Origin of the sequence: Enterococcus sp. HMSC076E04 (assembly GCF_001814285.1) — a bacterium.
In the GTDB taxonomy this organism is placed as follows: domain Bacteria; phylum Bacillota; class Bacilli; order Lactobacillales; family Enterococcaceae; genus Enterococcus_B; species Enterococcus_B lactis.
This window is the reverse complement of the sequence record NZ_KV815613.1, coordinates 59,510-86,055: the sequence shown is the minus strand read 5'-3', so window position 1 is coordinate 86,055 and position 26,546 is coordinate 59,510. Positions and strand designations below refer to the sequence as shown.

Below are 26,546 nucleotides of genomic sequence, written 5' to 3'. Positions count from 1 at the left end.
TGGTCAGCTTCAAGAAATAAGAAGGAATTGACGACAATTGTTTCTCCAATTTTTGTGAGATTTCAGCTTATTCTCGAAGAAGGTATTTCTGGAACACCATGTATCAGAGGTTGTGAAATCAGCGTCCTGACCTGAGTATTAGAGAAACAAACGGAAAAATAGTTCCTCATATTTTGCCGTTTTTTGAGCTAATACCGAGGGTCAGCTGATTGAACACCGTTTACCAAAAGGTTGTGAAAAAGCTGTCCTGCATCAAGTAATAAGAACAGCCAAACAAAAGCAGTTTCTCATGTTTTTCGTTTGGCTGGACTTATTACCGTAGATGCAAGTTTTTGAACACCATTTACTCAAAAAAGGTTGTGACAACATTCTTGTCACAACCTTTTTTTATGCCCGTTCAATCAAATTGATCCAGCTTCCAATATTCGATCAGATTATTCAATTTTTGACCGTAATCAGGATCTGTCGCGTATGTTCCTGTTAATGCACGGGTAGCATCTCTGTAAGAACGTGCATTGACTTTCCATGTCCCCGCATATCGGTTTGGGTCCCAAGAAACACCATATCTTAATTTTAAGGCGTTATCTAAGAAGGATTGGTCAGTAGACTGATAGACCCGAAATTTTGAATTGACAGGGACAACGACACCATTGATCACTTCGTTAGATATATGCCAGATATAGCCATACTTTCCTTCATCTTCGCCGTCTTTGAATTTCATCCCAAAGAAGTTATTCGCGTGCTGAGCTAGATAGCTTGTGCCATATCCTGTTTCTAGGATCGCTTGAGCCAACATGACAGAAGTATACAAGCCATGAGCAGGCGCGATACGATTCGCACTTTGGCTGACAGAATTGATGAATCTTCCCTGAGGTGTCTGATCATTCACTTGTCCTAGAATCGTCAGTTGGTTTGGCTGATAGCCGCTTGGCCGCCGGTCGTTTTCAACAATGGTTAGCTGGATACCTTCAACAGGCAAATTCATTCTGACAGAGCCTGCTTTTTGTCCATTTGATGCCCAGCCTAACCAGCCTCTGGAACGAACAAAGGCACGATAATAAATATCATAGTTTTCAGCAAGTTCTCCTGTCAACTGAAAGGAAAAGGCTTGAAGAGAGCGATTTTGTCCAGTCGTTCCTGAGATCGCTCCATTGGATACAGTTCTGGTCCAACCGCTGTCAGCTATGTGTGAATCATATTGGATACCGCCAGTATACCTTGATGTTCCTAAATTTGCGCGAATCGCTTCAAATTGTCTTCCTTGATTTGCGTAGCTGATCGAGTTGTTCAGGCTCGTTTGGCTTACCCAGCCAATATTCGATACATGTCCTTGCAACGTGATTCTAGGCGGAGCTATACGAAAGGCGCGAGTAGTTGCACCAGGTGCGGCTCCTCCTTTCCTTACTAATACAATTTGAATCGCTTCTGCACGGTAAGCATAGCTTTGTGTACCAGCTGATTCACCGTTCTTTGCCCAGTTCATCCAGCCAAATTCTTGTGCATGTACACGATAATAAACGTCATATCGGGTGCTGATTGTGCCAGTCAGATTGATGCGGATCGCCTCAATAGGCAGATTTTGTCCAGTCGTACCAGAAATCGTGCCATTTTGTGCCCAGTTGGTTTCCCAACATTTGTTAGCGATATGGGATTGATAAGTGATACCGCCACCAATTGTATTTTCAGATAAACGCAGTTGCATTGCTTGAAGACTTAACCGTTGGCCAGTCGTACCAGCTTGATTAGCAGCATCTGTCTGGCCTAACCATCCTCTGTTAGTTACGTGAGTATTCGCCAATACGGATGGTTCCTTTTCGATATAAGAAATACCGTTAGTAGCAGGGCCGGAACTGTTTTTGTCCAATAATTGGATTTCAATTGCTTCGATTTGATGACCGTATCCAAGTGTTCCGGAAGGATTTTCGTTCATTGTCCAAGGAAGCCAGCCAAAATTTCGTACATGGACTCTATAATAAACATTGTAAGTTGCTGCTAATTGTCCAGTTAATCGAATATTGATTCCTTCAATCTGTTTGACTTGTCCAGTCGTTCCAGAAATAGCGCCGTTAGCTACCCAATTTTGCCATCCTGAACCTTGGACATAAGAGGTGTATTCAATAGCACCAGAGAGGGAGGATGAAAGATGGATACGAAAAGCTTCTACTTGTAAAGATTGACCTGTTGTTCCTGAAAGTTGACCGCTAGAAACATTTGGCAGCCAACCACGATTTTTGACATGTGTACTATAAGTAATAGATGGATGTGCAGTACGCAAGGTAGATTCATCTGTCTGTGGCACTTTGTTTTGCGGCTGGAAAGAAGAATCAGTTGTTTCTTTTGAATCAGATGCTGTACTTTCAGCTGTTCCTATCTGTTCATTTGAGAAATCAGTCTCTGCTGATACTGGATCCTTTGGTTGGAATTCTTTCTGTGGGACAAAAACGATTGAAGAATCCTTTGCTGTCAGCACATAAAACACTTGATCGCTGATTTGGACTGCTCTTTGTACGTGATAACTTTCTGAATGTGAAATGGTTTCCTCTGATTGTTCTAACCAAGCTTGATCAAGTGACAGAGAGGTAACGGCTGATTCAGAAAGCTGACCTTGTGATGCTTCAACTGGAACTGTTTTTGGCTCATGAGCAGTTACAGAGTTTGCTGCTACCCATCCTTCATAGTTTGCTGTTTGGATATGTACCCAAGTTGTTTGATCCGATAACGCTACTTTATCCGTGATGAGGGCTGGTCCAGATATTTTTTGATGTTCTTCTTGGCGATAGAAGGTAGGATAAATATCTGTTTCATTCAGAGTCGTATAGGTTTCTGTCATACTTATATGTGTTTGAATGATAGGACCAGCTGCAACTTCTGAGTAATACGCACGTACGGAAGAAAGAAAATGCTCCTTGTCTAGAGTGATCGAATCGTCAAACATCAAGAAATCTGCTGATTTTTCCAAGGGTAAAGAATAGGTTTTGATTTTTTTTGCTACATAATAGGCCAGATAATTGGTGACTTGTTCTGTTGGCTCTGTTGGTATGACTAGTTGGATCGTTCCTTTATCCACCCATTGTCCATCGGGTAGCTGGACATCAGTAGAGACAATCTCATACACACCTTGCGTATCAATGTAGCTATGAGCAGATTGCTGCTGAATGAACGATTCCTTTGTTTGTTTTGAAGCTGAAAGGTGGATTTTATCAGGTTTCATTTGTTCAAATCTACCATTTGCTCCTTGCAAAGAGGGATTTCCAGAGATTTTTGGCGGTGTAAAATTTTCTACTGCAGAAGAGCTGTCTTCTAGATTTTGATAGGAATTCTCTCCAGATAGGCTTGATTGGGATGGTGCGCTTTCATCTTCTGATAGGGTAGATGTTTCTGTTGTTTGAACATTTGCCAAAACGGTATCAGCAAATACGAGACTATTAGGTAACAACGTCGCATTCACTAAGAGAAATACTGCGGCTACTATTCTTTTTCTCACATCATTATCCTCTCTTTCTTTTTTATTGTTCCTTCTTTTCATTCTACAAGAGATTTCTTTTATTTACACTAATTTCTATTGAAAGCCTTTGTTTTTTAATTTCACAGCTGATTCTTTGACTTTTTTCTTTTTTTATTCTATTATTGACAAGTCAATCGTTGACTAGTCAATTATTAGAGAGGAGGAAATTATGTCTTTAGAAGAGATTAGCCACCTTTTATATCAAATCAAATTAGCCGATCAAAAAATCGTCCAGATCTTTGAGGAAAATATCGGTATAAGTCTTACTAGATACGAGATCATGATGAGACTGAAAGAAGAAAATCCATTGCTGCAAAGCAGTTTGCAAGAAAAGTTGCAGATTGATCAAGGAGCAGTTACACGTCATCTGAAGGTTTTAGAAGCAAACGGCTATGTTTCGCGTCAGAGAAATCCTCAGAACAACCGGGAAGTGTACGTAGCACTGACAGAAAAAGCCCAGCAGAAAATCGAGCATTGTGAAATGGACCATAAAGATACAGGTTCCGTGCTGTCCCCAGCTTTCAGCGATGCAGAAATGAAACAATTCCTAACACTTTTAGATAAATTGAATACCCAACTTTGCAATATAACAACAGAAACGAAAGAGGTTAATAATAATGGAACAAAAAAATGATTTTTCAACAATTATGACTGGTAGAAGATCCGTTCGCGTATATGATGAAACATACAAAATCCCACACGAAGAAATGCTGGAAATGATCAAAGAAGCGACGACTGCTCCTTCTTCTGTCAACATGCAACCATGGCGCTTTGTGGTCGCTGAAAGCGAGGAAGCAAAAGAAATCTTGCGTCCTTTGATCCGTTTCAATACGAGACAAAATGATACTTCTTCTGCAATGGTCATGATTTTTGGCGATATGCAATGTTACGAATATGGCGAAGAAATCTATAACCAAGCTTACGAATCAGGGAAGATGCCAAAAGAAGTCAGAGATCAACAATTAGCTGCGATCATTCCTTATTACAAGAGCTTTTCAAGAGAAGAAATGAACGATGTAGTCAAAGTCGATTCTAGCTTAGCGGCTATGCAATTCATGTTAGTTGCACGTGATCATGGCTATGAAACAAATCCAATTGGTGGATTCGAAGCAGATCAGTTGGCAGAGGCATTTGGTTTGGATAAAGACCGCTATGTTCCAGTTATTATTTTATCAATAGGAAAAGCGGTAGAAGAAGGTTATGAGTCTGTTCGTTTAGCACCAGAAAAGATCACTACGTTCAAATAAAAGGTTTTCAGTTACTATTCAGTAGCTATTGCTTTTTTTGAATCGTGTGTGGTAACCTAATAAAAAAGGAGGTCGGAAAAATGACTGCATCGATGAAATTACGTTTTGAACTTTTGAATAACAACTAAATAAATTCAAAAGACATGTATAAACAACAATTTCATGGGTGGAGTATGTCCATTTTTTCGAACGACAGTAGAATAGGTGAAAGCTATGACAGATTTGATGATTTAGTCATAGTTATTTCGTTCAGAGTAGGAAAAGATGTTATGCAGTTTTTTTGCAAACAGATTTTTCTGCTCTTTTTTAGTATCGATAATTGTTGTTTTACATGAAATAGGAGTGTAAAACATATGGAAAATTTAGCAATAAATATAACAAACCTGCAAGTTCGTTTTGGTAACCAGTTAGAATTATCTATTGATTCTCTTCGTGTCTATCAGCAAGATCGGATAGGGATCATAGGAGAAAATGGAGTCGGTAAATCAACGTTGCTGAAACTGATAGCCGGAGAACTTATCCCCAATCAAGGGAAAATCCAAACAGAGATTACTTTCAACTATCTGCCTCAATTAACCTATCTTGCTGAAATAAAGGATCTGAATTTGGAATTAGCCAGTCATTTCCAGTTAAAACTGGAAGAAACTTCGGAACGGAAATGGAGTGGAGGGGAAGAACGAAAGATCGAGTTGATACGTCTTCTTTCTTCTTATGAACAAGGGATGCTTCTAGACGAGCCGACGACCCATCTAGATAGAAAAAGTGTGGATCAACTGATTGAAGAGCTTCGTTATTATTATGGCACGCTGATTTTTGTTAGTCATGACCGCTATTTTCTAGATGAGCTGGCAACGAAAATCTGGGAAGTAAAAGACGGAGAAATCCGAGAGTTTTCGGGGAATTATAGTGCCTATCTCACTCAAAAGGAATTGGAGAAAAAGACTCAGCTACGAGAAGCAGAGTCGATCATGAAAGAGAAAAAACGATTGGAAAAATCGATCCAAGAAAAGAAAAAACAAGCGGAAAAGTTGGAAAAAGTGTCTAGTAAAAAGAAAAAGCAACAAATCAGACCGGATCGGTTGTCTTCCTCTAAACAAAAAGACAGTGTACAAAAAGCCATCCAAAAGAATGCGAAAACATTAGAGAGAAGACTCCAAAAAATAGGAGAAACAACTAAGCCGCAACAGATGAAACAAATCCGTTTTCCAGTACCAAAATCTCTTGCACTCCACAATCGTTATCCAATCATGGGACAAAATATCCAATTGGAAAGAAACGGAAGAACATTACTGATAAATAGCGATTTTCAATTTTCTTTAGGTAAAAAAATCGCGATTGTCGGCGAAAATGGTTCAGGTAAGACAACCTTATTGGAACATATCCGCAAACAAGGAGAAGGAATCCTTCTCTCTCCGAAAGTGAGCTTTCAAGTCTATCAGCAAAAGGATTATCAAATGACATCTGAAGAATCCGTCATTCGTTTTGTCATGAGACAAACAGAGTTTTCGGAATCGCTTGTCCGTAGTTTGCTGAATCACTTAGGGTTTGCTCAGGAAACTCTGACGAAACCGTTGTGTACGTTAAGTGGGGGAGAAGCGACCCGTTTGACGATTGCTTTGCTTTTTACTAAGCCAAGTAATGTATTGCTGTTAGATGAACCGACTAATTTCATTGATATGGCAACGATCGAAGCTTTAGAGCAGCTGATGCAAGTATATCCGGGAACGATTTTGTTTACTTCTCATGATTCCTACTTTGTCGAACGTACGGCTGATGAAGTTTATGAAATAAAAGGGCAGAAAATAAAAAAAGTACTTACGAGAAATTTTTAAATGTGCTACGATGATTTTCGTGACAAATTTAAAGGAGTGGTACAGATTGCCTACAAATAAAAAAGAAGGAATAATTTTTACAACAATGATGTGTTTTTTGATGGTCTTGGGGATGAGCGCGTATAATTTATGGCTGCATCAAGATCTTCATTTATCAAGTTTGTTGATTGGTCTAGTGCCTGGATTCGTGGTGGCTTTCATTTTGGATGTCTTCATCATCGGTGTGCTGGCGAAAAAAATTGCCTTTAAACTACCAGTAAATCCAGAAAGCAAGATCCAAATGATCTTAACTATTTCCTGCTTGATGGTTTTAGGAATGGTCACATGTATGTCTTTGTTTGGTGTGATCATGGAACAAGGAATACCTGATCAATTATTCTCTGCTTATATGAATGCTTGGAAAATGAATGTGATTGCCGCTTTACCGTTGCAGTTGATCATCGTTGGCCCACTTTCAAGAAGTGTGTTGAAAGCCATTCAAAGCAATGAATAATGGAACACTGTTTATTTGAAAAAAAGGTTGTGACCTGCTTTTTGTCACAGTCCCTTCAATGCAGTTCTAGAAAGAAAAATGATCCGAACGATAGGTTTTTGCCTGTCTTTCGGATCGTTTTTCTTTTTCAGATGTATCATTCTTTTAGTGAAGATGATTCGTTGCTTAATAGATAAATCTAGAAAGGTTCTGTTTATCCATTACTCAAAAAACGGCTGCATTTGTTCTCTTACTTGCTGACACCATTGGAGTTCCTGCTGACAAAGCATGATTCGGCGCTGGATCACAACATAACGCCCAAATTCTTGTCTCTTGTCTAGCGAGAGGTCATTCAATTTTTTTTGATTTTTTTGCATGATTTTGTTCAGCTGTTGTTCTCTAGTGAATAGCAGTCCAGTAGCTGTTGTTTTGTCGAGTGTTGAAAAAGCATAGATTTTTGCTAAAAATTCATCTTTTTGCGTAGGAGCTGGGGTCTCCTCTTTGATCCATTCCTCTACAAGGGCACGCCCTTCATCAGTTAAGTGGTAGATCTTTTTTTGAGAGTGCTCGTCTTTGTCCAAAACGGTCACATAACCCTGCTGGTCTAACTTGGCAAGCGTCGTATAGATTTGACTGTGATGAGCTTCCCAAAAAATCGTGATCAGCTGCTTCAATTCATACCCAGAACGCGGTTTGGATAAAAGCACGCATAATAATATATAGGCTAAAGTATTCATAAAAATCCTACCTCTCGTCTTATTTTCTTTATTATATCACAGTAAAGTTTCCATGTTTTACATGTGCATATTGACATGTAAAATAAATCATGTATGATGCTAATAGAGAGAAAGGGATGGAAATATTGGAGAATCAAATAGATATACAAGAACAAACAAATGAAGAAACAAAGGGGAAAAGTTCGGCGCTAGTTGTAGCAGCTACCTGTATGATCGCTTTTATGGGAGTGGGCCTAGTAGACCCGATCTTAAAAACGATTGCTGCACAGATAAACGCTACGCCAGCTGAAACAACCCTGTTATTTACTAGTTACATGCTAGTCACTGGTGTGGTGATGCTATTTACAGGTTTCCTATCTAGTCGGATTGGCTTGAAAAAAACATTGATGACCGGATTGTTTATCATCGTTGTATTCGCTGGTCTTGGTGGATTATCTGGCAATATCGGTATGTTGATTGGGTTACGTGCTGGCTGGGGAGTCGGGAATGCTTTATTTGTCTCTACTGCTTTAGCAACGATCGTCAGTATTTTAGTCGGTAACACAGAAAAAGCAATCATGATGTATGAAGCAGCACTTGGCTGCGGAATGGCTGTTGGCCCGCTAGTCGGTGGGGTCTTGGGCAGCGGTTCATGGCGTTATCCATTTTTGGGGGTAGCCTTTTTGATGTTTTGCGGTTTTATAGCCCTAGCGGTACTTTTACCTGAAACTGAGAAACCAAAGAGAAAAGTAGGTCTTTGGGAAGGTGTCAAAGCGTTAAGCAATCATAAACTTCGTTCAGTTGGACTGATCGCATTGTTATATAATTTCGGATTCTTTACTTTACTTGCGTATGCGCCATTTTTATTGATTGGCTATTCTGAATTAGAAGTCGGTTTTGTATTTTTTGGCTGGGGTGTGCTTCTGGCTATTGCTTCGATTTTCGTTGCACCGGCTCTTGAGCGGAAGTTTACGACTTATCGGACGATTTTAGCTGCATTTGTCTTATTCATTATTTGTTTGCTGTTATTAGGAGCTGGAACTTCTATGCCAGTCCTTGTACCGATCAGCATTGTGTTAGCAGGATTTTTCCAAGGAATCATCAATACATTGTTGACGACGATTGCTATGGAAATACCCGGTCTGCAACGAAACGTTGCTTCTTCCAGCTATAGTTTTGTCCGCTTTTTCGGTGGAGCTTTAGCACCATTTATTGCAGGTGTGATCGGCGAACATATTGGTGAAAGCTATGCGTTTTATTTTGCAGGGGCCATTGTTCTTATCAGTGTATGTTGTATCATTTATCACCGTAATTATTTTGCTACAAATGAAGAAGAATAAGAAATCAGAGGTTGTGAAAAAGCTGTCCTGCATCAAGTAATAAGAACAGCCAAACAAAAATAGCTCCTCCTATTTTTCGTTTGGTTGGGCTTATTACCGCAGATGCAAGCTTTTGAACACCGTTTAAGGAAGAGATTGTGAAATCAGCGCTTTGACCTGAGTATTAGAGAAGCAACGGAAAAATAGTTCTTCATATTTTGCCATTTGTTGAGCGAATACCGAAGGACAGCTGATTGAACACCGTTTATTCGGAAAAAGGGAATGTGACACGATTTTTGTCACATTCCCTTTTTTTCTCAAAATAATGAAACTGGAAAATTTTCAGTAGGTAAGCTAAAATTCATTTAAGAAAAAGAATGGGGGGATAATAGATGCTGGAAGAATATTTTCAGGAAGTCGGGTTGACACTCGTTGAATTACCCATTGAATTTTCAGATGATCGGTTGATTTATCGTGGCTATATCAAAGAATTGCCAATGATCAACGCGGAAGGTGAAACTAGAAAAGCGATGCAGCAAAAAATAGCTGGTATGTATCAGGTGTATCGGGAACAGCTATTGGCAGAATCAGCGGAAGAAGAAAAAGAAAAAACGATGAACTTGTCCATGGATGAGCTGCTTCGTTATTATGATGGCGAAACATTTGACGGATTTTCACTTCTTAACGAAGAGGAAACAGATTTACCAGGCAGCTGGTAGGAGAACACCGTTTATACATGTTTAGAGCGTGGGACAAAAGTTTTTCTTTACTTTTGTCCCACGCTCTAAAAAGTTCGGCAGTTTTTTTCCGATGTTCAAGGCACCCTACTTATCGTACGGATATTTTTTAGCGGAAAGTCCGATTCAAGTGGTTTTTATTCAGCTGATATTTATAAGATAAGTGAAAGATCCCAGCAATCAGCAACGTAATCGTATAGGCAATTGAATGATCGAAAAAAGAATAGTAATTGACTCCAGCTAACAGGCATAATGCAACCATGTAGCTGATGTGTAAGCGAGCAACCAAACCTTTTGGCCCAATTTTGTCAAAATACTGCGCCCATTTTTCCCGTTGACTCCCTATGCTTCGTTTTTTGAACTGAAAAAAAAGGGATAAAATACCGACTCCTAGAAAAGCAGCGATATTCAGAGAAATAAGGTAAATAAAAAAAATCATTAAAATTTCAAACATACTGACACCTTTCTAGTTGGATAGAATCTTTACAGTAAAAAGGCAAAAGGCGTGAATAATGTTTCACACGAAACATTATTCGCGGATTTGTCCATCGCCATAAATGATATATTTTGTGGAAGTCAATTCATTTAACCCCATTGGACCACGGGCATGTAGCTTTTGAGTGGAGATGCCGATCTCTGCACCAAAACCAAATACCGATCCGTCTGTAAAACGAGTGGAGGCATTGACATAGACAGCCGCCGCGTCCACTTCATTCAAGAAACGCTGACTAGCCGAATAGCTATCTGTCACGATTGTTTCTGAATGCTTGGTGTTATGTCGGTTGATATGCGCAATTGCTTCACTTAAAGAATCGACTACTTTGACGGCAAGGATATAATCTAGATATTCAGTATCCCAATCTGCCTCTTCTGCTAAAGCAGCTGTCTCTAGATATTCTAACGCACGAGCATCCGCACGTAAAGAGACGCCATGTTCTACCAGTTCTTTTTCAATAGCTGGTAAGAAAAAGGGTGCGATCTCAGAATGGATCAGTAATGTTTCTGCCGCGTTGCAGACAGAAGGACGGGAAGCTTTTGCATTGACGATGATTTTCACTGCCATAGACAACTGTGCTTCTTTATCGATGTATACGTGATTATTTCCTGTACCTGTTTCAATGATAGGTACCGTTGCTTGTTCTTTGACTCGTTGGATCAATTTTGCTCCGCCTCGAGGGATCAGCACATCTAAGTATTCTGTCAATCGCATCAACTGTCCTGCAGTTTCATGAGAAGTATCATCGACAAACTGGATGGCATAAGGAGATTCGCCAGCACTGACCAGTACTTGCTGCAATAGTTGGACCAGTAATTGGTTCGAGAAGAATGCTTCTTTGCCACCGCGAAGGATAACGGCATTCCCTGATTTGAACGCTAGACTGGCTGCATCAGTCGTGACATTTGGACGAGATTCGTAAATGATACCGATCACGCCGAGGGGCACGCGCTTTTTGCCGATTCTCAATCCGTCGGTGTTCGTCCACATCTCATCTACTTTTCCAATAGGATCGTCTAACGAAGCAATCTTTTCGATCTCTGCAGCCATGGCATTGATTCGCTCAGGTGTCAGCTGCAAGCGGTCTTGCATCGTTTCACTGATATTGTTTTCGACTGCTTTTTCTAAGTCTTTATGATTTGCTTCGATGATCGCTTGTTGATTCTTTTTGATGGTTTTCGCCATCTGAACCAGTAGCTCATTTTTACGGTTTGTAGGCATAAGTGCTAGTTGTTGCGCACTATCTTTTGCCTGTTGCCCTAATTGCATCAAATCAGTCATTTCAAGTCCTCCTTAAATAAAGTACCTACTTCTTTTCCTGCAAGAATATCAAAAATGATTGCCGGATTTTTCCCATTTGCTAAAATCATTGCACTGTTTGCTTCAAATATCCTGGAAGCTGCTTTTAATTTACTTTGCATACCGCCTGTTCCAAAGGTGCTGCCTGCACCACCTGCTTGTGCCAGAATCTTTTCATCGATTTTATCGATATAGCGATACATCTGAGCCTCGGGATTTGTAGTCGGATTATCTGAATAAAAACCGTCGATATCAGAAAGAACGATTAAAAGGTCTGCCGCGACAAGTTTTGCCATGATTGCTGACAGCTGATCATTATCGCCAAATTTTGTCAGATGATCTAATTCATCTACTGCGACAGTATCGTTTTCGTTCACGATAGGAATCGTATCCATGATCAAAAGCTGTTCCAATGTATTCCTCACATTTTTACGACTTTCAGGGTAATCTACCACGTCTCTTGTCACGAGGATTTGTGCTGTCTGCTGATTATATACACTGAATCTTTGATTATAGATATTCATCAATTCGGCTTGACCAACAGCCGCCGCAGCTTGCTGTTCAGGGATCAAAGTCGGACGTTCTGACAAATGTAATTTATGCATACCGACGCCTACAGCTCCCGATGAGACTAAGATCACTTCCTTTCCACGATTTCTAAGATCGGAAAGGACAAAAGCTAACTGATCAATCGCTGCAAGATTGATGTTTCCATTGGGATAGATCAATGTACTTGTTCCTACTTTGACAATAATTCGTTTTGCATTTTTTATTTCTTTACGCATGTGACACCTCAATCAAATATCCACTCATTAATTTCGTTCTATTCTACTTGTTTTGACGAGTAAAGTCATGTAAAAAATAGTTTTTTTGTACAACTTGCAGTTGTTCGGTAAAAGAACGCGTTAATGGTTGACTTTAGGATAGCAGAATTTCTTGAAGAATTTGTAAAGAGAGTCTTTTATAGCCTCGAATATGTTAGAATAGGAGTAGTTTATTTAGGGAGGAAAACCGGTGAGAAAAAGAGGATTTGAAGTTATTTCTAAATATAAAGAGCAAAATATCAATCTACCGCAGCGCGCTACACATCATGCTGCTGGCTATGATTTTGAAGCAGCAGAAGAGGTCGTGATTCCAAGTATCTGGAAAGCAGGCTGGAAAAAAGGATTGGAAACCGTCGCAGATACATTGAAAAAAGACGTATCAGAAAATGAAAAACAGTTGAAACCGATCCTCGTACCTACTGGGATCAAAGCCTACATGGGAGAAGATGAATTTTTGCAGCTTGCTAACCGTTCAAGCAATCCGTTGAAGCGGTTTTTAGTGTTGACGAACGGCGTGGGTGTGATTGATAGTGATTATTACAATAATGAGGCAAATGAAGGCCATATCATGTTCCAATTCACCAACTTTGGTTTCAAGGATGTAGTGATCAAAAAAGGTGAGCGTATCGGTCAAGGAATCTTCTTGCCATTTTTAAAAGCAGATCAAGATCAAACGACTGCTCAACGTCAAGGCGGATTTGGTTCTTCCAGTAAATAAAACGATAAAGAAATTTAAGCTTGATTTAATGTCTCATGGTTAGAATAAAAGGAGGCGGTACAATGGCAAAAAAATCAAAAGTACAATTTGTTTGCCAAAATTGCGGGTATGTGTCGCCTAAGTTCTTGGGACGCTGCCCAAATTGCGGAAAATGGAATACGATGGTCGAAGAAATCGAACAAGATACAACAGACCGCAGAACGCGAACAAGTTTGACAGGAGAAAAAGCGAAACCAACAAAAATCGCAGACGTCGTCCCTAAAAAAGAACCTCGGGTCAAAACGAAATTAGAAGAACTGAACCGTGTGCTAGGTGGAGGTGTGGTACCGGGATCCATGGTCTTGATCGGTGGTGATCCAGGTATTGGTAAATCCACTTTGCTATTACAAGTTTCTCAGCAATTAGCAGCCATAGGCGGGAAAGTCTTGTATGTATCCGGCGAAGAAAGCGCAGAACAGATAAAATTACGCGCGGAGCGCCTCGGAAGTATCAACACAGAATTTTATCTATACGCTGAAACAGATATGAATGAAATCAGTCGTGCCATCGAACATATCTCCCCTGATTATGTTATTATTGATTCCATCCAAACGATGACGCAGCCAGACATCACAAGTGTGGCAGGAAGCGTCAGCCAAGTAAGAGAAACCACTGCAGAATTACTCAAAATCGCTAAAACAAATGGGATTGCCATCTTTATCGTCGGTCATGTTACGAAAGAAGGTTCGATCGCCGGTCCAAGAATGTTAGAGCATATGGTGGATACAGTGTTATATTTTGAAGGTGAACAACATCATAGTTTCCGAATTTTACGAGCGGTAAAAAACCGATTTGGCTCAACGAACGAGATTGGGATTTTTGAAATGCATGAGCATGGATTGGAAGAAGTCGCTAACCCTTCACAGATTTTCTTAGAGGAACGCCTAGACGGTGCGACTGGCTCTGCTATCGTTGTAGCAATGGAAGGAACACGTCCAATTTTGGTAGAGATCCAAGCATTAGTCACACCTACTATGTTCGGAAATGCTAAGCGAACAACAACAGGTCTTGATTTCAATCGTGTATCTCTGATCATGGCAGTGCTGGAAAAAAGAGCTGGACTACTTCTTCAGAATCAAGATGCTTACTTAAAAGCTGCAGGTGGGGTAAAATTAAATGAACCAGCGATTGATTTAGCTATCGCTGTCAGTATTGCTTCAAGCTACAAAGAAAAAGGAACACAGCCGACGGAATGTTTCATCGGTGAAATCGGACTGACTGGAGAAATCAGACGTGTCAGTCATATTGAACAACGGGTCAAAGAAGTCCAAAAACTCGGCTTCACAAAAGTTTACCTGCCTAAAAACAACTTAGGCAACTGGGAAGCGCCAAAAGGAATCGAGATCGTTGGAGTAGCAACTTTGGCTGAAACGTTGAAGCGTGTGTTCCGCTAAATAATAAATTATTGTCGAAACGGAGGAAAAACGATGCAAAAACGTGTCATTACGTTGCTGATGATCATTGTCGGCGCAAGCTTGGGTATTTCATTTTTACCCTCAGCTTGGCAGGCAATCGGTCAACAGTCAAATGGGTGGCTGAATAATACATTTACCAACAGCTTGTTAGGCGCACTTATTTTCTTTTTATTATCTTTGCTGTTGGCCAAACATATCTCAGCTATTATCAAACAAGTAGAACAAAAACTAAGCGAGGTCAGTTTGACTTATCTTCTCTTCGGTGCGATCGGTGCGATCATCGGATTGACTTTGGGCGTTGTGATCTCAACCCCTCTTTACAATATGGAAATTCCATTCGTCAATAGTGTATTGCCGATTTTACTGATGATCATCTTAGGTTATCTGGGATTGAGAATGGGAACGACACGAATCGAAGAATGGAAGAAAGTCTTTGGTTCACGAAGTAAAAAAATCGAGCAAGAAACAGCTAGCCAAGTGGAGAGCCAACTGTTAGAACGAAAATCAGGAGAAAATTTCCATAAATATAAAATCTTGGATACAAGCGTGATCATTGATGGTCGGATTTATGATATTACAAAGACTGGATTCTTAGAAGGAACCTTGATGATCCCTAATTTTGTTCTTTACGAACTACAATACATCGCGGACTCAGGGGATAGTTTGAAACGTGTGCGTGGTCGTCGCGGATTAGATATCTTGAATGCTTTGCAAAAAGAAGAAGGTATATCTGTCGAAATGTACGATGGAGACTTTGAAGATATCAGCGAAGTAGACAGCAAGTTGATCAAATTAGCCAAGCTTTTAGACGGTGTCATCGTAACCAATGACTATAACTTGAATAAAGTCTCTGAATTCCAAAATGTACCTGTTCTTAATATCAATGCGTTGGCAAATGCCGTGAAACCAGTCGTCATTCCTGGCGAAACGATGAATGTTCTAGTAGTAAAAGCCGGAACAGAACGCCAGCAAGGGGTAGCCTACCTTGATGACGGCACGATGGTTGTCGTAGAAGATGGACAGCATTACATGAATGAACGTATCGAAGTCGTTGTGACAAGTGCCCTTCAAACAGCTGCTGGACGTATGATCTTTGCTAAACCTGCCCATGCAGGACGAGGGATCGACAATAAAAAAGAGACAGAGAAAAAGACAAAACAATCAAAATAAAAAAGAAATTCAGCCAACTGGTAAGGAAATTCAACCAGTTGGCTTTACTATTTACCTTAGAAAAGGTAAAATTTGTGCTGAGTGGCTTTAAATAAATGATATTTGAGAAGCCGTAACTGACGGAATTTTTACTGTTAGTCAAAGTCTAGTTTGAAAGAAGAGGAAGAAAATGACGAAAGTACGCGTACGCTATGCACCAAGTCCAACTGGGCACCTGCATATTGGAAATGCAAGAACTGCATTGTTCAATTATTTGTTTGCCCGCCACAATGATGGAGACTTTATTATTCGTATTGAGGATACTGACCAAAAACGTAATATCGAAGATGGCGAAAAAAGCCAGTTGGAAAACCTTGCTTGGTTGGGAATGGATTGGGATGAATCTCCTGAAAATCCTGGAGAATACGGCCCTTACCGTCAATCTGAACGTAAAGAAATCTATCAACCGCTGATTGATCAGTTACTTGCTAGCAATCGAGCATACAAATGCTATTGCACAGAAGAAGAATTAGAAGCAGAACGGGAAGCACAACGCGTAAGAGGAGAAATGCCTCATTACGCAGGAACATGTGCGAACTTGACACCTGAAGAACAAGCAGAAAAAGAAGCACAAGGTCTAGAATCTGTTGTACGTTTCCGTGTGCCTCGCAATACAGAATACGCATTTACAGATATGGTAAAAGGCGCTATTTCGTTCGAATCCGATAATATCGGCGGCGACTTTGTCATCCAAAAACGCGATGGTATGCCAACCTATAACTTTGCTGTTGCGGTCGATGACCATTTGATGAAAATCACTCACGTTTTACGTGGAGATGACCATATTGCCAATACACCAAAACAACTGATGATCTATGAAGCATTTGGCTGGACGCCACCAACATTGGGACATATGACGTTGATCATCAACAGTGAAACAGGCAAAAAACTAAGCAAACGTGACGAATCAATCTTACAATTTATCGAACAATATCGCGAATTAGGTTATTTACCAGATGCAATGTTCAACTTTATCGCATTATTGGGCTGGTCACCTGTGGGTGAAGACGAAATCTTCGCCCACCAAGAATTGATCAAAATGTTCGATCCAAAACGCCTAAGTAAATCACCCGCAGCTTTCGATGCGAAAAAACTGCAATGGGTAAACAACCATTACATCAAAGCAATGGATCTAGATGCATTTACTGACATGTGTCTGCCTTATCTAATCGCTGATGGACGTGTAGCAGAAAACCCAGATGAAAAGACAATCGAATGGGTGAAGAAGATCGTTAGCCTGTATCAACCTCAAATGAGCTATGCTGCAGAAATCGTTGATCTGTCTACGCTATTTTTCAATGAACATCCTGTATTGAATGAAGCAGCAAAAGAAGTACTTGCTGGTGAAACAGTTCCTACTGTTCTCCACGCATTTAAAGCACAGCTAGAACAAATGGAAGTAGTAGATGCTCCAACTGTAAAAGCTGCCATCAAAGCTGTTCAAAAAGAAACTGGCGTAAAAGGGAAAAATCTTTTCATGCCGATCCGTGTAGCTGTATCAGGACAAATGCATGGCCCAGAATTGCCTGAAACGATCGAATTGCTTGGTCGTGAAAAATCATTAGCACATTTAAATCAAGTACTGAACTAAACACGACGAACAGAAAAAAGTAAGCAGCTGATCATTACAAGAGAGATACCGGGTGGTGCAAGGTATCAATGAATGGTTGCCGAAATGCCTCTGGGAGTGGTCTTGGCGAAAACACAGAAAACAGGAAAAACTGTTTTACAGGAAACGAAGTAGCCAAGAACGTATAACAGGCGTTAGCTGTCAGAGATAATCATTGATTATGAAGAAAAGTGGAACCACGCGGAAAGCGTCTTTTGATAAGGAAACTTATTTAAAAGGCGCTTCTTTTCTTTATAAGAAGCTGTTTTCCTACATAAAATACTTACGAAAGGAGTGGAAAGTCATGAGTTGGTTTGCCCGAGCGATTGATGCAGCAAAGAGAAACGATCCGGCTGCACGTTCGACAGCGGAGATCGTTTTGACCTATCCTGGTTTTCATGCCTTGTTTTGGCATCGTTTCTCTCATTTTTTATATCAGCATCGGCTCTTTTTATTGGCGAAGATCAATGCTCAATTTTGGCGATTCCTGACAGGTGTTGAAATCCATCCAGGAGCAACGATTGGAACAGGTGTGTTCATCGACCATGGAATGGGGATCGTCATTGGCGAAACTGCAGAAATCGAGGATGATGTGATTTTGTTCCATGGCGTAACATTAGGCGGTACGGGAAAAGAAACAGGTAAAAGACATCCAACGGTCAAACAAGGAGCCATGCTCTCTGCGAATGCGCAGATATTAGGACCGGTAACGATCGGAAAAAACGCAAAAATCGGTGCAGGTGCCGTTGTGTTGAAAGATGTTCCAGACGATGCTACAGCGGTAGGAGTACCAGCAAAAGTCGTTCGAATCAAAGGAGAAAAAGTGAGGAGATCAGAATGATAAAAATCTACAATACATTGACCAGAAAAAAAGAAGAATTCATCCCTATACAAAAGGGACATGTCGGTATGTATGTCTGCGGACCGACTGTGTATAATTATATCCATATCGGAAATGCTCGTAGTACCATTGCTTTCGATACGATTCGACGCTATTTTGAATATCGAGGCTATAAAGTCGATTTTGTATCGAATTTCACGGATGTAGACGATAAAATCATCCGTACAGCAAACGAATTAGGCATCACAGCACCAGAAGTCGCTGATCGTTTCATCCGAGCATTTGAAGAAGATACGAAAGCGTTGAATGTCGAGCCTGCTACACTGCATCCCAGAGTCATGGACCATATGCCAGATATTTTAGCATTTATTCAAGTGTTGGTTGAAAAAGGCTATGCTTATGAATCTTCAGGTGATGTGTATTACCGTACCCGTAAATTTGAAAACTATGGGAAATTAAGTGACCAATCCATCGATGAATTGGAAGTCGGCGCAAGTCAGCGTACTGGTGAAGAACAGCAGCAAAAAGAAGACCCATTAGATTTCGCTTTGTGGAAACAAGCAAAACCAGGCGAGATTTCTTGGGATTCGCCATGGGGCAAAGGACGTCCCGGTTGGCACATCGAATGTTCCGTCATGGCAACAAAACATTTAGGCGAAACGATCGATATCCATGGTGGCGGGCAAGATTTGGAATTTCCTCATCACGAAAATGAAATCGCACAAAGTGAAGCGAAAACAGGGAAAAAATTCGCTAATTACTGGATGCACAATGGCTATGTAACGATTGGCGAAGACGATGAAAAAATGAGTAAATCTCTAGGGAATTTCATCACTGTGCATGAAATGATCCAAAACGTCGATCCACAAGTCTTGCGCTTCTTCATGGCGACCACACAATACCGTCGTCCGATCCGTTACAGTGAAACGACGATGAAAGAAGCAGCCACCAATTTACAACGACTGAAGAATACGTTTGACAATTTGAAATTCCGCCAAGAAACTGCCTCAGAGAATTTGGCAGATGATGCGGATAAAATCGCTTTGTTAGAAAATTTGGAACAGCGATTCATCGAAGAAATGGACGATGATTTTAATGCAGCAAATGGGATCACAGTGGTCTATGAGCTTGCTAAATGGCTGAACACTTATCTAGACCAGCCGGAAGTTTCTGCCACTGTCTTGGCACAGGGAGAAGCTTTATTCTCGCAATGGCTTTCGATCTTCGGTATTTTATTTACAGCAGAAGAATTATTGGATGAAGAGATTGAACAATTGATCGAAGAACGAAATCAAGCAAGAAGCAATCGTGATTTTGCCCGAAGCGACGAAATCCGTGATTTGTTGAAAGAAAAAGGGATCTTATTAGAAGATACACCCCAAGGAACCCGATGGAGAAGAGAAGCATGAGAGATTACACACAATTGAACGGTTTAGCCTTGGCTTACGTGGGAGATGCGATTTACGAAATCTATGTTCGCGACCACCTGATCGATCAAGGAGAAACAAAACCCAATAAGCTGCATCGTGCGGCAACGAATTATGTTTCTGCGAATGCACAAGCTTTTTTGATTCAGCAAATGCTGGAGGAACATCTTTTGACAGAAGAAGAAGAGCTTTATTATCGCAGAGGAAGAAATGCCAAAAGCCATACGAGTGCAAAAAATGCTGACGTTACGACTTACCGGGTCGCAACAGGGTTCGAAGCACTGATGGGTTATCTGCATTTGACAAAACAAACCGAGCGGATGGAAGAATTGATCCGCTGGTGTATTCAGAAAGTTGGTGAAAAAAATGGGTAAAGAAAGAACAAACAAACATCAATCGAAACGTGGATTTGAAGACAAAAAACAAAATAGATATCCAAATAAAAAGCAAACTGGACGAAATCAGTCAGTTTCTGATCAAAATGAAGAAGCATTAGAAGATAATTTCGTCTTTGGACACCATGCCGCAGTAGAAGCGCTACAACAAGGGCGAGGGAATAAACTCTTTCTTCAAGAAGATTCACGAGGAGAAAAAGTAGAAGAACTGAAAGAAATCGCACGTGAGCAAGCTGTACCGGTCAAATGGGTCCCTAAACAAAAATTAGAAACTTTGAGCGATCATGGCGTGCATCAAGGAGTCGTTCTTGCGATTACACCTTATGAATATTTATCCCTTGACCAACTGATTGAACGAACAAAAGAGAAAAAAGAAGACCCCTTCTTTTTGATTTTGGATAGTATCGAAGATCCACACAATTTTGGGTCGATTTTACGAACAGCAGACGCAAGTGGCGTTGATGGTGTGATCATACCAAAACACCGAGCAGTTGGAATCACGCCTATCGTAACAAAGACTTCCACTGGTGCAGTGGAATATGTGCCTGTTGCACGTGTGACGAATTTGATACAAGCTGTGCAACAGCTCAAAGAGATAGGATTTTGGGTATTTGGCACAGATATGACCGGCACAAACTTCCAAAAATGGAATGCCAAAGGATCCATTGCTTTAGTCATTGGTAATGAAGGCAAAGGAATGAGTCCAGGATTGAAAAAAGAAATGGATGAATTACTGACGATTCCAATGACTGGGCACGTCCAAAGTTTAAATGCCAGTGTTGCCGCTGGATTGCTGATGTATCAGGCTTTTTCCCAACGTCAGGGGGAGTAGGTCATGAAAAAACAGCTGTTGATTGTAGATGGCTACAATATGATCGGTTCGTGGCCGGAACTGGTCCAGCTTAAAAAGCAGGACAAAATGGCAGATGCAAGAGAAGCTCTTTTGCATCGTTTATCAAATTATGCGAAATATGAAGGACTGGAAGTCATCGTTGTCTTCGATGCTCAATTAGTACCGGGCATCCAACAAAATTATAGGAAATATCAGTTGGATGTTGTTTTTACGAAAGAAGATGAAACGGCTGACAGTTATATCGAGAGAATCGCTGGGCAGCTGAATGATCGTTTGACACAAGTAACAGTGGCGACAAGCGACCTAGCAGAACAGTGGATGATTTTTTCTCAGGGGGCGTTGCGAACTTCTGCTTACGAGTTATATAAAACGATTAAAAAAACGGAAAAAACAATAGCCCAAGAAAATAAAGATATGCATTTTGTTGATTTCCGACGTAATTCTCCGTGGAATGAAGAGCAGTTAAAAAAATTGTCCCAAAAATTGGACGATTTAATGAGAAAAAATAAATAACATATCGTTCTAATCAGTTCGATGAATCATTGATGATAAGATTCCTCCATAAACGAATTTATGGAGGAATTATTTTATGTCTGAGGAGTTATTGCGCGCTGCACGTAATGGTGACGAAGAAGCATTTGCTGCCCTGTATCAAAAATATTTTCCACTCTTACTACGTTTGAAAAACACTTACTATTTAAGAAATTATGTTACTGAGGATTGGGAACAAGAAGCGAGGATCGCTTTATATCAGGCATTGAGAACTTACGAAAAAAGCAAAGGAGTCAGCTTTGGAAGTTATTATAAAAGTATCATAAGCAATCAAATTTATTCTTTATTGAGAAAACAGAACGCGCTGAAGCGCCGTGACCAAAAAGACGAAGTCTCGATCGACCAAAAAATAGAGACAGAAGGACCAGATTTTTTAGCAGAGATCACCTTGCAGGAACCTTTAGCAATTCAGCATCTTTTATTAAAAGAAGCAATCGAAAATTGCGAGATCCGATTTTCAAAAAAAGAAGCACAAATTTTTCATTATTACATGCAAGGGGTTGATTTTGCGGAGATGGCTGAATGTTTGTCAATGGATCACAAGCAAGTGATGAGTGCATATGGAAGGGTAAAACTCAAAATAAAAAAACACTTGAAATTTTATAATGAGGAATAATTTAGAAAAATCTTAATGAGCTTCTTATTTATTTTTATTGCATTTCTTTTTTTTTTATGGTAAACTTGAAAATTTTAAAAATATGTGGTATAGTTGGTAATAGAGGTGAACTGTATGCCAACAACTTTAGCTTCAATCAAGAAAGATTTAGAAGGTCGTATCGGCAGCCCAATCATGTTGGTTGCTCAGACAGGAAGAAAGCGTCAAACAGAACGCCGCGGCGTTTTAACAGAAACCTATCCTTCAGTATTCGTTGTTGACTTGGATCCTGAAGAAAATTCTTTTGAACGAGTATCTTACAGCTATTCAGATGTACTTACTCGGACAGTTGAGATCGAATTTTTAACTGAAGCAGTTTAAAAAGCAAACGAGCCTGAGATTCGTAAGGTTCGTTTGCTTTTTTGTGTATGAATCGGTATGCTAATAATAAAAAAGTAGGAGGCGTTTACTTAGTGGAATACCAAGTAAAGAAATTTGAAGAATTGTCGACAGCAGAGTTTTATGCAATCGTCAAAGAACGGATTGCAGTCTTTGTTGTGGAGCAACAGTGCCCTTATCAAGAAGTTGATGATATCGATGGACAAGCTTGGCATACGTATTTCCAAGATACTGATGGGAAGATCCTTGCCTACACGCGGGTATATGAAGAAGCAGAGAGCATCCATTTTGGTCGCGTTCTTGTTCATCAAAATAACCGTAAAGACGGCTTAGGAAGAAAGATTGTCCAAGAAACGATCAACATGATCCAGAAAAAATTTCCAGAAAAACCAATTGTGATCGGTGCACAAGAATATCTACAGGCCTTTTATGAGTCTTTTGGATTCAAGGCAATCTCAGATGTGTATTTGGAAGATGATATTCCGCATATCGACATGAAAAAAGAACAGGTAACAAGTTAAGAATCTAAAAAAAGAAAGCCGACACTGAAAATCGGCTTTCTTTTTTTTAGATTCTTCATTATTTAGAAGTATCTGAAAGATTTGTTTGCTCTACCGGATGCGTATTGTCTTCTGCCACTTGTTTGGCAAGAAGATCGCGTATGTCACTAAGATAATCTTCTGCAGTAGGTGTTTCTTCCACTTCTTCTTCTGCTTCTTTGGCGCGTAAATTCTTCGCACGGTTTGCCGCTTTGACAACTAAGAATAAGACAAAACCAGTAATCAGGAATGTAATGATAGCACTAATAACGTTACCAAACGCAAATGTGACACCTTTTGTCGGCGACCAGTCAAGAATTGAAAGTGCTCCTTCTAAATCAGAAGTTCCTGTGATCATAGCGACAATCCAACCAATTAGCGGAGTGATTAATCCTTGTACCACTTGGTTTACGATACTTGTAAACGCACTCCCGATAACAACACCGACAGCAAGATCCAAGACATCACCACGCATGATGAACTCTCTGAATTCTTTGATCATGAATGACCCTCCCTTCTTTTGTATGTCTTTAGTATATCGAAAAATAAAAAATAAAAAAACGATATACGCTTTTAGCCGTCTGTCCCTTTTGATAAAAAACTTCTATGCTATACTATAAAGTGTAACATCATTTAGAAAAATCGGCGAATTGCCTGTACTTATATATTTCAAGCAGATGCATAAGTAAAAAAGGCCGATTGTCCTACTAAAAGAGTAAGAGGCAATCATCTACGAAAAGGAGCATATAAATATGGTGTATCAATTGGCAGAAGGCGTGAATCTTCATGTCTTACCAACAAAACAATACAAAACGATTCGGATTTTTATCCGTTTTACTGCACGTCTGCAACAAGAAGTCATTACAAAACGTTCACTACTCAGCAGTATGCTGGAAACAAATAGTTTGAATTATCCGGATCAGACAAAGTTAAGTGCGAAACTTGCTGAGCTTTATGGTGCAAGCTTCGGACTATCAGTAAGGAAAAAAGGGAACTTGCATTGGCTAAACGCAGGAATCAGCTTTGTGAACGGCGAATATGTCAATGATCCGAACCTTTTCTCTCAAGCGGTGGATTTTTTAAAAGAGGTTTTATTTTATCCAAATATCAAAAATCAACAGTTTGATCAGTTGACGTTTGACTTGGAAAAGAACAATCTGCGTCTCTATTTGGAAAGTTTGAAGGAAGATAAACAAACTTTTGCTTCCTATGCACTGCAAGAACTTTATTTTGAAAACAGCCCGGAACAAAAAATTCCAAGTTTAGGCGTAGTGGAAGAACTAGACAAGATTACTGCTCGTTCGCTAGCGGCTTACTATCAAGAAATGATGGCGAACGATCAAATTGACATTTTTGTTGTCGGCGATGTTGATCCGGACAAAGCAGCCGAAGCTGTTGCGCAATTACCATTTGAGCCGCGTGAAACAGCTCATCCAGAATTGTTTTATACCCAGCCTCAAGTGAATATCGTCAAGGAACGACAAGTCCGTGAGCCAATCGTTCAAGCAAAGCTGAATCTAGCTTATCAGACAAATGTGTATTATGATGAGCCAGAACGTTTTGCGCTAATGGTCTTCAACGGTTTATTTGGCGGGTTTCCTCACTCCAAACTGTTCATGAATGTGAGAGAGAAAGAAAGTCTAGCTTATTATGCCTCTAGCAGTGTGGATACATTCCGAGGGTTCATGAGTGTTCAGACCGGTATCGATGAAAAAAACCGAAATCAAGTACTTCGCCTGATTCACGAGCAATTAGAAAGCTTACGAAACGGTGAAATAACAGATTTGGAACTAGCTCAGACAAAAGCGATGCTAAGAAACCAATACCTGCTTTCTCTAGACTCTCCGCAAGCGGCAATCGAAGCTTCTTTTTTAGACAGCTGGCTGCCGGAAACAAAATTATCTGATGAAGAATGGTTGAAACGTATGGAGAGTGTAACGATCAAAGAGATACAACAAGTAGCTGAGCAAATCGAATTGCAAGCAATCTTCTTTTTAGCAGGAGGAAATGCAAATGAATAAAACAGAATATGAGCAAATCAATGAAACGCTTTATCATGAAGTACTGCCAAACGGTTTGACCGTGTATTTGTTACCTAAAAACGACTATCACAAGACATATGGTTTGTTCAGTACGAATTATGGTTCGATCGATAACGAATTTATTCCCTATGGCGAAAAAGAAAAAGTGAAAGTTCCAGATGGAATCGCTCATTTCTTAGAACACAAGCTGTTTGAAAAAGAAGACGGCGATGTCTTTCAATTATTTGGACAGCAAGGTGCTTCCGCTAATGCTTTCACGAGTTTCACGAAAACTAGTTACCTGTTCTCTACGACTGATCAGGTAGAAAAGAATCTGACGACCCTGATCGACTTCGTACAAGCACCTTACTTTACAGAAGAAACTGTAAACAAGGAAAAAGGAATCATCGGTCAGGAAATCCAAATGTATGAAGACGACCCTAACTGGCGGATGTTTTTTGGTATACTAAATAACTTGTATCCTGCACACCCGTTGCATATCGATATTGCGGGCACGGTTGAAAGTATCGACAAAATTACAGCTCAAGACTTGTATACGTGCTATCGGACGTTTTATCAGCCAAGCAATATGGTTTTATTTGTAGTTGGTAAGATGGAGCCTGAGAAATTGATGAAACTTATTCGGGAAAACCAAGAAGCAAAAAATTTCCCGCCAAAGCAAGAAATTGTACGGTATTTCCCAGAAAACACAAAAGAAATCATCAAACAAAGTGCATTGGAAGCAGCCATCACACGAGATAAATTTGTACTGGGTATTAAAGGATTAGACACATTGCCGCAAGAAGGAACAGAACTACTACGTTATAAAACAGCTATCAATCTGTTGTTTCAAATGATTTTAGGTAATACTTCTCGAAACTATCTAGCTATGTACAATCAAGGAATTATCGATGACAGCTTTGGTTTTGAATTCAGCTTGGATCGTGAATTTCACTTTGCGGACTTCAGCGGAGATACGGATGAACCAGAGAAAGCAGCAAAAAAAGTCAAAGAAATCATTCTTGGATTCGCTGATGATCCTGAAGTGTCAGAAATGAATCTCGATTTGCTGAAGAAGAAAATGCTTGGACAATATTTCCAATCATTGAATTCAATCGAATATATTGCTAATCAATTTACGCAAAGTTTATTTGGTGATCGAACATTATTTGATCTTCCTGAAATCATCGATTCGATCCAAATGAAAGACGTACTGGCAGCTGGAGAAGCATTTATAAGTGAAGAGGCCTTCAGTGAGTTTTATATGAGACCAAAATAAACCAGTATTTTATGGAGAAAAGTCTTAAATTTCGTTTTAGACTTGTAGCAGGAACCTCCTCCAAAACCAGCTTTTGTGGTATTCTTAGATGTGTTGGAAATATTAATGAGAAAATAAAACAAATCATGCTCTCTTTTAATCAACTTATATTAAAATAAAATCAAACGAAGTAATCAAAGAGGTTGTGACAGAAGTGGTCAGCTTCAAG

26 protein-coding genes and 1 other annotated feature are annotated in these 26,546 nt (G+C 40.0%); of the genes, 20 read left to right on the top strand and 6 right to left on the bottom strand.

Annotation, left to right across the window (positions count from 1 at the left end):
- Positions 1-397: 397 nt before the first annotated feature.
- Positions 398-3,526: a glucosaminidase domain-containing protein gene (locus HMPREF2961_RS09625; protein WP_070704653.1), complete on the bottom strand. Its 3,129-nt coding sequence runs from the start codon at positions 3,524-3,526 to the stop codon at positions 398-400.
- Between the two features lie 148 nt (positions 3,527-3,674).
- On the opposite strand from HMPREF2961_RS09625, the gene HMPREF2961_RS09620 reads away from it, so the two are divergent.
- The 4 genes from HMPREF2961_RS09620 (at position 3,675) to HMPREF2961_RS09605 (ending at position 7,077) form a co-directional block, all read left to right on the top strand.
- Positions 3,675-4,139, top strand: a complete 465-nt coding sequence (locus HMPREF2961_RS09620) for a MarR family winged helix-turn-helix transcriptional regulator (protein WP_002315865.1) — start codon at positions 3,675-3,677, stop codon at positions 4,137-4,139.
- Positions 4,123-4,752: a nitroreductase family protein gene (locus tag HMPREF2961_RS09615; RefSeq protein WP_002310475.1), complete on the top strand. Its 630-nt coding sequence runs from the start codon at positions 4,123-4,125 to the stop codon at positions 4,750-4,752. The genes HMPREF2961_RS09620 and HMPREF2961_RS09615 overlap by 17 nt, the downstream gene beginning before the upstream one ends.
- A 353-nt stretch (positions 4,753-5,105) precedes the next feature.
- The gene (gene msr(C), locus HMPREF2961_RS09610) at positions 5,106-6,584 is read left to right on the top strand and encodes an ABC-F type ribosomal protection protein Msr(C) (protein WP_002315866.1); all 1,479 of its coding nucleotides are present in this window, start codon (positions 5,106-5,108) and stop codon (positions 6,582-6,584) included.
- Positions 6,585-6,630: 46 nt separating this feature from the next.
- A complete protein-coding gene (locus HMPREF2961_RS09605) occupies positions 6,631-7,077 on the top strand; it encodes a DUF2798 domain-containing protein (protein WP_002310470.1) in 447 nt (148 codons plus the stop codon).
- A 200-nt stretch (positions 7,078-7,277) separates the two neighbouring features.
- Here the strand turns inward: HMPREF2961_RS09605 and HMPREF2961_RS09600 are convergent, their stop codons facing one another.
- On the bottom strand, positions 7,278-7,793 hold the full coding sequence (locus tag HMPREF2961_RS09600) for a PadR family transcriptional regulator (RefSeq protein ID WP_002310468.1): 516 nt from the start codon (positions 7,791-7,793) through the stop codon (positions 7,278-7,280).
- 116 nt (positions 7,794-7,909) lie between these two features.
- Here HMPREF2961_RS09600 and HMPREF2961_RS09595 point away from each other — a divergent pair, with 116 nt between their 5' ends.
- Together HMPREF2961_RS09595 and HMPREF2961_RS09590 are read left to right on the top strand one after the other, a co-directional pair.
- Entirely contained in the window at positions 7,910-9,112 is a 1,203-nt protein-coding gene (locus tag HMPREF2961_RS09595; protein WP_025477348.1) for an MFS transporter, read from the top strand.
- A 371-nt stretch (positions 9,113-9,483) separates the two neighbouring features.
- Positions 9,484-9,810 carry a hypothetical protein gene (locus tag HMPREF2961_RS09590; RefSeq protein ID WP_002315868.1) on the top strand — a complete coding sequence of 109 codons (327 nt, stop codon included), beginning with the start codon at positions 9,484-9,486 and terminating at the stop codon, positions 9,808-9,810.
- A gap of 127 nt (positions 9,811-9,937) precedes the next feature.
- On the opposite strand, the gene HMPREF2961_RS09585 is transcribed toward HMPREF2961_RS09590, so the two are convergent.
- The 3 genes from HMPREF2961_RS09585 to proB form a co-directional block, all read right to left on the bottom strand.
- Positions 9,938-10,282: a hypothetical protein gene (locus HMPREF2961_RS09585; RefSeq protein WP_002293100.1), complete on the bottom strand. Its 345-nt coding sequence runs from the start codon at positions 10,280-10,282 to the stop codon at positions 9,938-9,940.
- 75 nt (positions 10,283-10,357) lie between these two features.
- A complete protein-coding gene (locus tag HMPREF2961_RS09580; protein WP_002315870.1) occupies positions 10,358-11,605 on the bottom strand; it encodes a glutamate-5-semialdehyde dehydrogenase in 1,248 nt (415 codons plus the stop codon).
- Positions 11,602-12,408 (bottom strand): glutamate 5-kinase, encoded by an 807-nt coding sequence (gene proB / locus HMPREF2961_RS09575; protein WP_002287451.1) that lies wholly within the window; start codon positions 12,406-12,408, stop codon positions 11,602-11,604. Before proB ends, HMPREF2961_RS09580 begins: the two co-directional genes overlap by 4 nt.
- 229 nt (positions 12,409-12,637) lie before the next feature.
- On the opposite strand from proB, the gene HMPREF2961_RS09570 reads away from it, so the two are divergent.
- The 12 genes from HMPREF2961_RS09570 (at position 12,638) to HMPREF2961_RS09515 (ending at position 23,020) form a co-directional block, all read left to right on the top strand.
- Positions 12,638-13,165 carry a dCTP deaminase/dUTPase family protein gene (locus tag HMPREF2961_RS09570; protein WP_002315871.1) on the top strand — a complete coding sequence of 176 codons (528 nt, stop codon included), beginning with the start codon at positions 12,638-12,640 and terminating at the stop codon, positions 13,163-13,165.
- 62 nt (positions 13,166-13,227) lie between these two features.
- Positions 13,228-14,598, top strand: a complete 1,371-nt coding sequence (gene radA / locus HMPREF2961_RS09565) for a DNA repair protein RadA (protein WP_002293096.1) — start codon at positions 13,228-13,230, stop codon at positions 14,596-14,598.
- 33 nt (positions 14,599-14,631) lie between these two features.
- On the top strand, positions 14,632-15,789 hold the full coding sequence (locus tag HMPREF2961_RS09560; RefSeq protein WP_002287448.1) for a PIN/TRAM domain-containing protein: 1,158 nt from the start codon (positions 14,632-14,634) through the stop codon (positions 15,787-15,789).
- Between the two features lie 169 nt (positions 15,790-15,958).
- Positions 15,959-17,419 (top strand): glutamate--tRNA ligase, encoded by a 1,461-nt coding sequence (gltX, locus tag HMPREF2961_RS09555; RefSeq protein ID WP_070704650.1) that lies wholly within the window; start codon positions 15,959-15,961, stop codon positions 17,417-17,419.
- Positions 17,416-17,656, top strand: a binding site (T-box leader). (Overlaps the previous gene by 4 nt.)
- Before the next feature lie 85 nt (positions 17,657-17,741).
- Complete coding sequence (epsC, locus tag HMPREF2961_RS09550; RefSeq protein ID WP_002293094.1) at positions 17,742-18,278, top strand: serine O-acetyltransferase EpsC; 537 nt, start codon at positions 17,742-17,744, stop codon at positions 18,276-18,278.
- Positions 18,275-19,687 (top strand): cysteine--tRNA ligase, encoded by a 1,413-nt coding sequence (gene cysS / locus HMPREF2961_RS09545; RefSeq protein WP_002315873.1) that lies wholly within the window; start codon positions 18,275-18,277, stop codon positions 19,685-19,687. The genes epsC and cysS overlap by 4 nt, the downstream gene beginning before the upstream one ends.
- Complete coding sequence (locus HMPREF2961_RS09540; protein ID WP_002293091.1) at positions 19,684-20,079, top strand: Mini-ribonuclease 3; 396 nt, start codon at positions 19,684-19,686, stop codon at positions 20,077-20,079. Before cysS ends, HMPREF2961_RS09540 begins: the two co-directional genes overlap by 4 nt.
- Positions 20,072-20,932 carry a 23S rRNA (guanosine(2251)-2'-O)-methyltransferase RlmB gene (rlmB, locus tag HMPREF2961_RS09535; protein WP_002315874.1) on the top strand — a complete coding sequence of 287 codons (861 nt, stop codon included), beginning with the start codon at positions 20,072-20,074 and terminating at the stop codon, positions 20,930-20,932. The genes HMPREF2961_RS09540 and rlmB overlap by 8 nt, the downstream gene beginning before the upstream one ends.
- A gap of 3 nt (positions 20,933-20,935) precedes the next feature.
- Positions 20,936-21,466 carry an NYN domain-containing protein gene (locus HMPREF2961_RS09530; RefSeq protein ID WP_002293089.1) on the top strand — a complete coding sequence of 177 codons (531 nt, stop codon included), beginning with the start codon at positions 20,936-20,938 and terminating at the stop codon, positions 21,464-21,466.
- Positions 21,467-21,542: 76 nt separating this feature from the next.
- Positions 21,543-22,121, top strand: coding sequence for a sigma-70 family RNA polymerase sigma factor (locus tag HMPREF2961_RS09525; protein ID WP_002293088.1), 579 nt, complete (start codon positions 21,543-21,545; stop codon positions 22,119-22,121).
- A 114-nt stretch (positions 22,122-22,235) separates the two neighbouring features.
- Positions 22,236-22,481, top strand: coding sequence for a Veg family protein (locus tag HMPREF2961_RS09520; RefSeq protein ID WP_002287434.1), 246 nt, complete (start codon positions 22,236-22,238; stop codon positions 22,479-22,481).
- Between the two features lie 92 nt (positions 22,482-22,573).
- On the top strand, positions 22,574-23,020 hold the full coding sequence (locus HMPREF2961_RS09515) for a GNAT family N-acetyltransferase (RefSeq protein ID WP_002315876.1): 447 nt from the start codon (positions 22,574-22,576) through the stop codon (positions 23,018-23,020).
- 58 nt (positions 23,021-23,078) lie between these two features.
- Here the strand turns inward: HMPREF2961_RS09515 and mscL are convergent, their stop codons facing one another.
- The gene (gene mscL, locus HMPREF2961_RS09510; RefSeq protein ID WP_010733126.1) at positions 23,079-23,540 is read right to left on the bottom strand and encodes a large conductance mechanosensitive channel protein MscL; all 462 of its coding nucleotides are present in this window, start codon (positions 23,538-23,540) and stop codon (positions 23,079-23,081) included.
- A gap of 250 nt (positions 23,541-23,790) precedes the next feature.
- Between mscL and yfmF the strand changes: the two genes are divergently transcribed.
- A complete protein-coding gene (yfmF, locus tag HMPREF2961_RS09505; protein ID WP_002315878.1) occupies positions 23,791-25,059 on the top strand; it encodes an EF-P 5-aminopentanol modification-associated protein YfmF in 1,269 nt (422 codons plus the stop codon).
- Positions 25,052-26,338 (top strand): EF-P 5-aminopentanol modification-associated protein YfmH, encoded by a 1,287-nt coding sequence (gene yfmH / locus HMPREF2961_RS09500; protein WP_025477349.1) that lies wholly within the window; start codon positions 25,052-25,054, stop codon positions 26,336-26,338. Before yfmF ends, yfmH begins: the two co-directional genes overlap by 8 nt.
- Positions 26,339-26,546 lie beyond the last annotated feature (208 nt).

Coding starts and splice junctions, on each gene's coding strand:
- HMPREF2961_RS09625 (WP_070704653.1), bottom strand. CDS start 3,526: ATGAAAAGAAGGAACAATAAAAAAGAAAGAGAGGATAATGATGTGAGA.
- HMPREF2961_RS09620 (WP_002315865.1), top strand. CDS start 3,675: ATGTCTTTAGAAGAGATTAGCCACCTTTTATATCAAATCAAATTAGCC.
- HMPREF2961_RS09615 (WP_002310475.1), top strand. CDS start 4,123: ATGGAACAAAAAAATGATTTTTCAACAATTATGACTGGTAGAAGATCC.
- HMPREF2961_RS09600 (WP_002310468.1), bottom strand. CDS start 7,793: ATGAATACTTTAGCCTATATATTATTATGCGTGCTTTTATCCAAACCG.
- HMPREF2961_RS09595 (WP_025477348.1), top strand. CDS start 7,910: ATGGAAATATTGGAGAATCAAATAGATATACAAGAACAAACAAATGAA.
- HMPREF2961_RS09590 (WP_002315868.1), top strand. CDS start 9,484: ATGCTGGAAGAATATTTTCAGGAAGTCGGGTTGACACTCGTTGAATTA.
- HMPREF2961_RS09585 (WP_002293100.1), bottom strand. CDS start 10,282: ATGTTTGAAATTTTAATGATTTTTTTTATTTACCTTATTTCTCTGAAT.
- HMPREF2961_RS09580 (WP_002315870.1), bottom strand. CDS start 11,605: ATGACTGATTTGATGCAATTAGGGCAACAGGCAAAAGATAGTGCGCAA.
- proB (WP_002287451.1), bottom strand. CDS start 12,408: ATGCGTAAAGAAATAAAAAATGCAAAACGAATTATTGTCAAAGTAGGA.
- radA (WP_002293096.1), top strand. CDS start 13,228: ATGGCAAAAAAATCAAAAGTACAATTTGTTTGCCAAAATTGCGGGTAT.
- HMPREF2961_RS09560 (WP_002287448.1), top strand. CDS start 14,632: ATGCAAAAACGTGTCATTACGTTGCTGATGATCATTGTCGGCGCAAGC.
- gltX (WP_070704650.1), top strand. CDS start 15,959: ATGACGAAAGTACGCGTACGCTATGCACCAAGTCCAACTGGGCACCTG.
- epsC (WP_002293094.1), top strand. CDS start 17,742: ATGAGTTGGTTTGCCCGAGCGATTGATGCAGCAAAGAGAAACGATCCG.
- cysS (WP_002315873.1), top strand. CDS start 18,275: ATGATAAAAATCTACAATACATTGACCAGAAAAAAAGAAGAATTCATC.
- HMPREF2961_RS09540 (WP_002293091.1), top strand. CDS start 19,684: ATGAGAGATTACACACAATTGAACGGTTTAGCCTTGGCTTACGTGGGA.
- rlmB (WP_002315874.1), top strand. CDS start 20,072: ATGGGTAAAGAAAGAACAAACAAACATCAATCGAAACGTGGATTTGAA.
- HMPREF2961_RS09530 (WP_002293089.1), top strand. CDS start 20,936: ATGAAAAAACAGCTGTTGATTGTAGATGGCTACAATATGATCGGTTCG.
- HMPREF2961_RS09525 (WP_002293088.1), top strand. CDS start 21,543: ATGTCTGAGGAGTTATTGCGCGCTGCACGTAATGGTGACGAAGAAGCA.
- HMPREF2961_RS09520 (WP_002287434.1), top strand. CDS start 22,236: ATGCCAACAACTTTAGCTTCAATCAAGAAAGATTTAGAAGGTCGTATC.
- mscL (WP_010733126.1), bottom strand. CDS start 23,540: ATGATCAAAGAATTCAGAGAGTTCATCATGCGTGGTGATGTCTTGGAT.
- yfmF (WP_002315878.1), top strand. CDS start 23,791: ATGGTGTATCAATTGGCAGAAGGCGTGAATCTTCATGTCTTACCAACA.
- yfmH (WP_025477349.1), top strand. CDS start 25,052: ATGAATAAAACAGAATATGAGCAAATCAATGAAACGCTTTATCATGAA.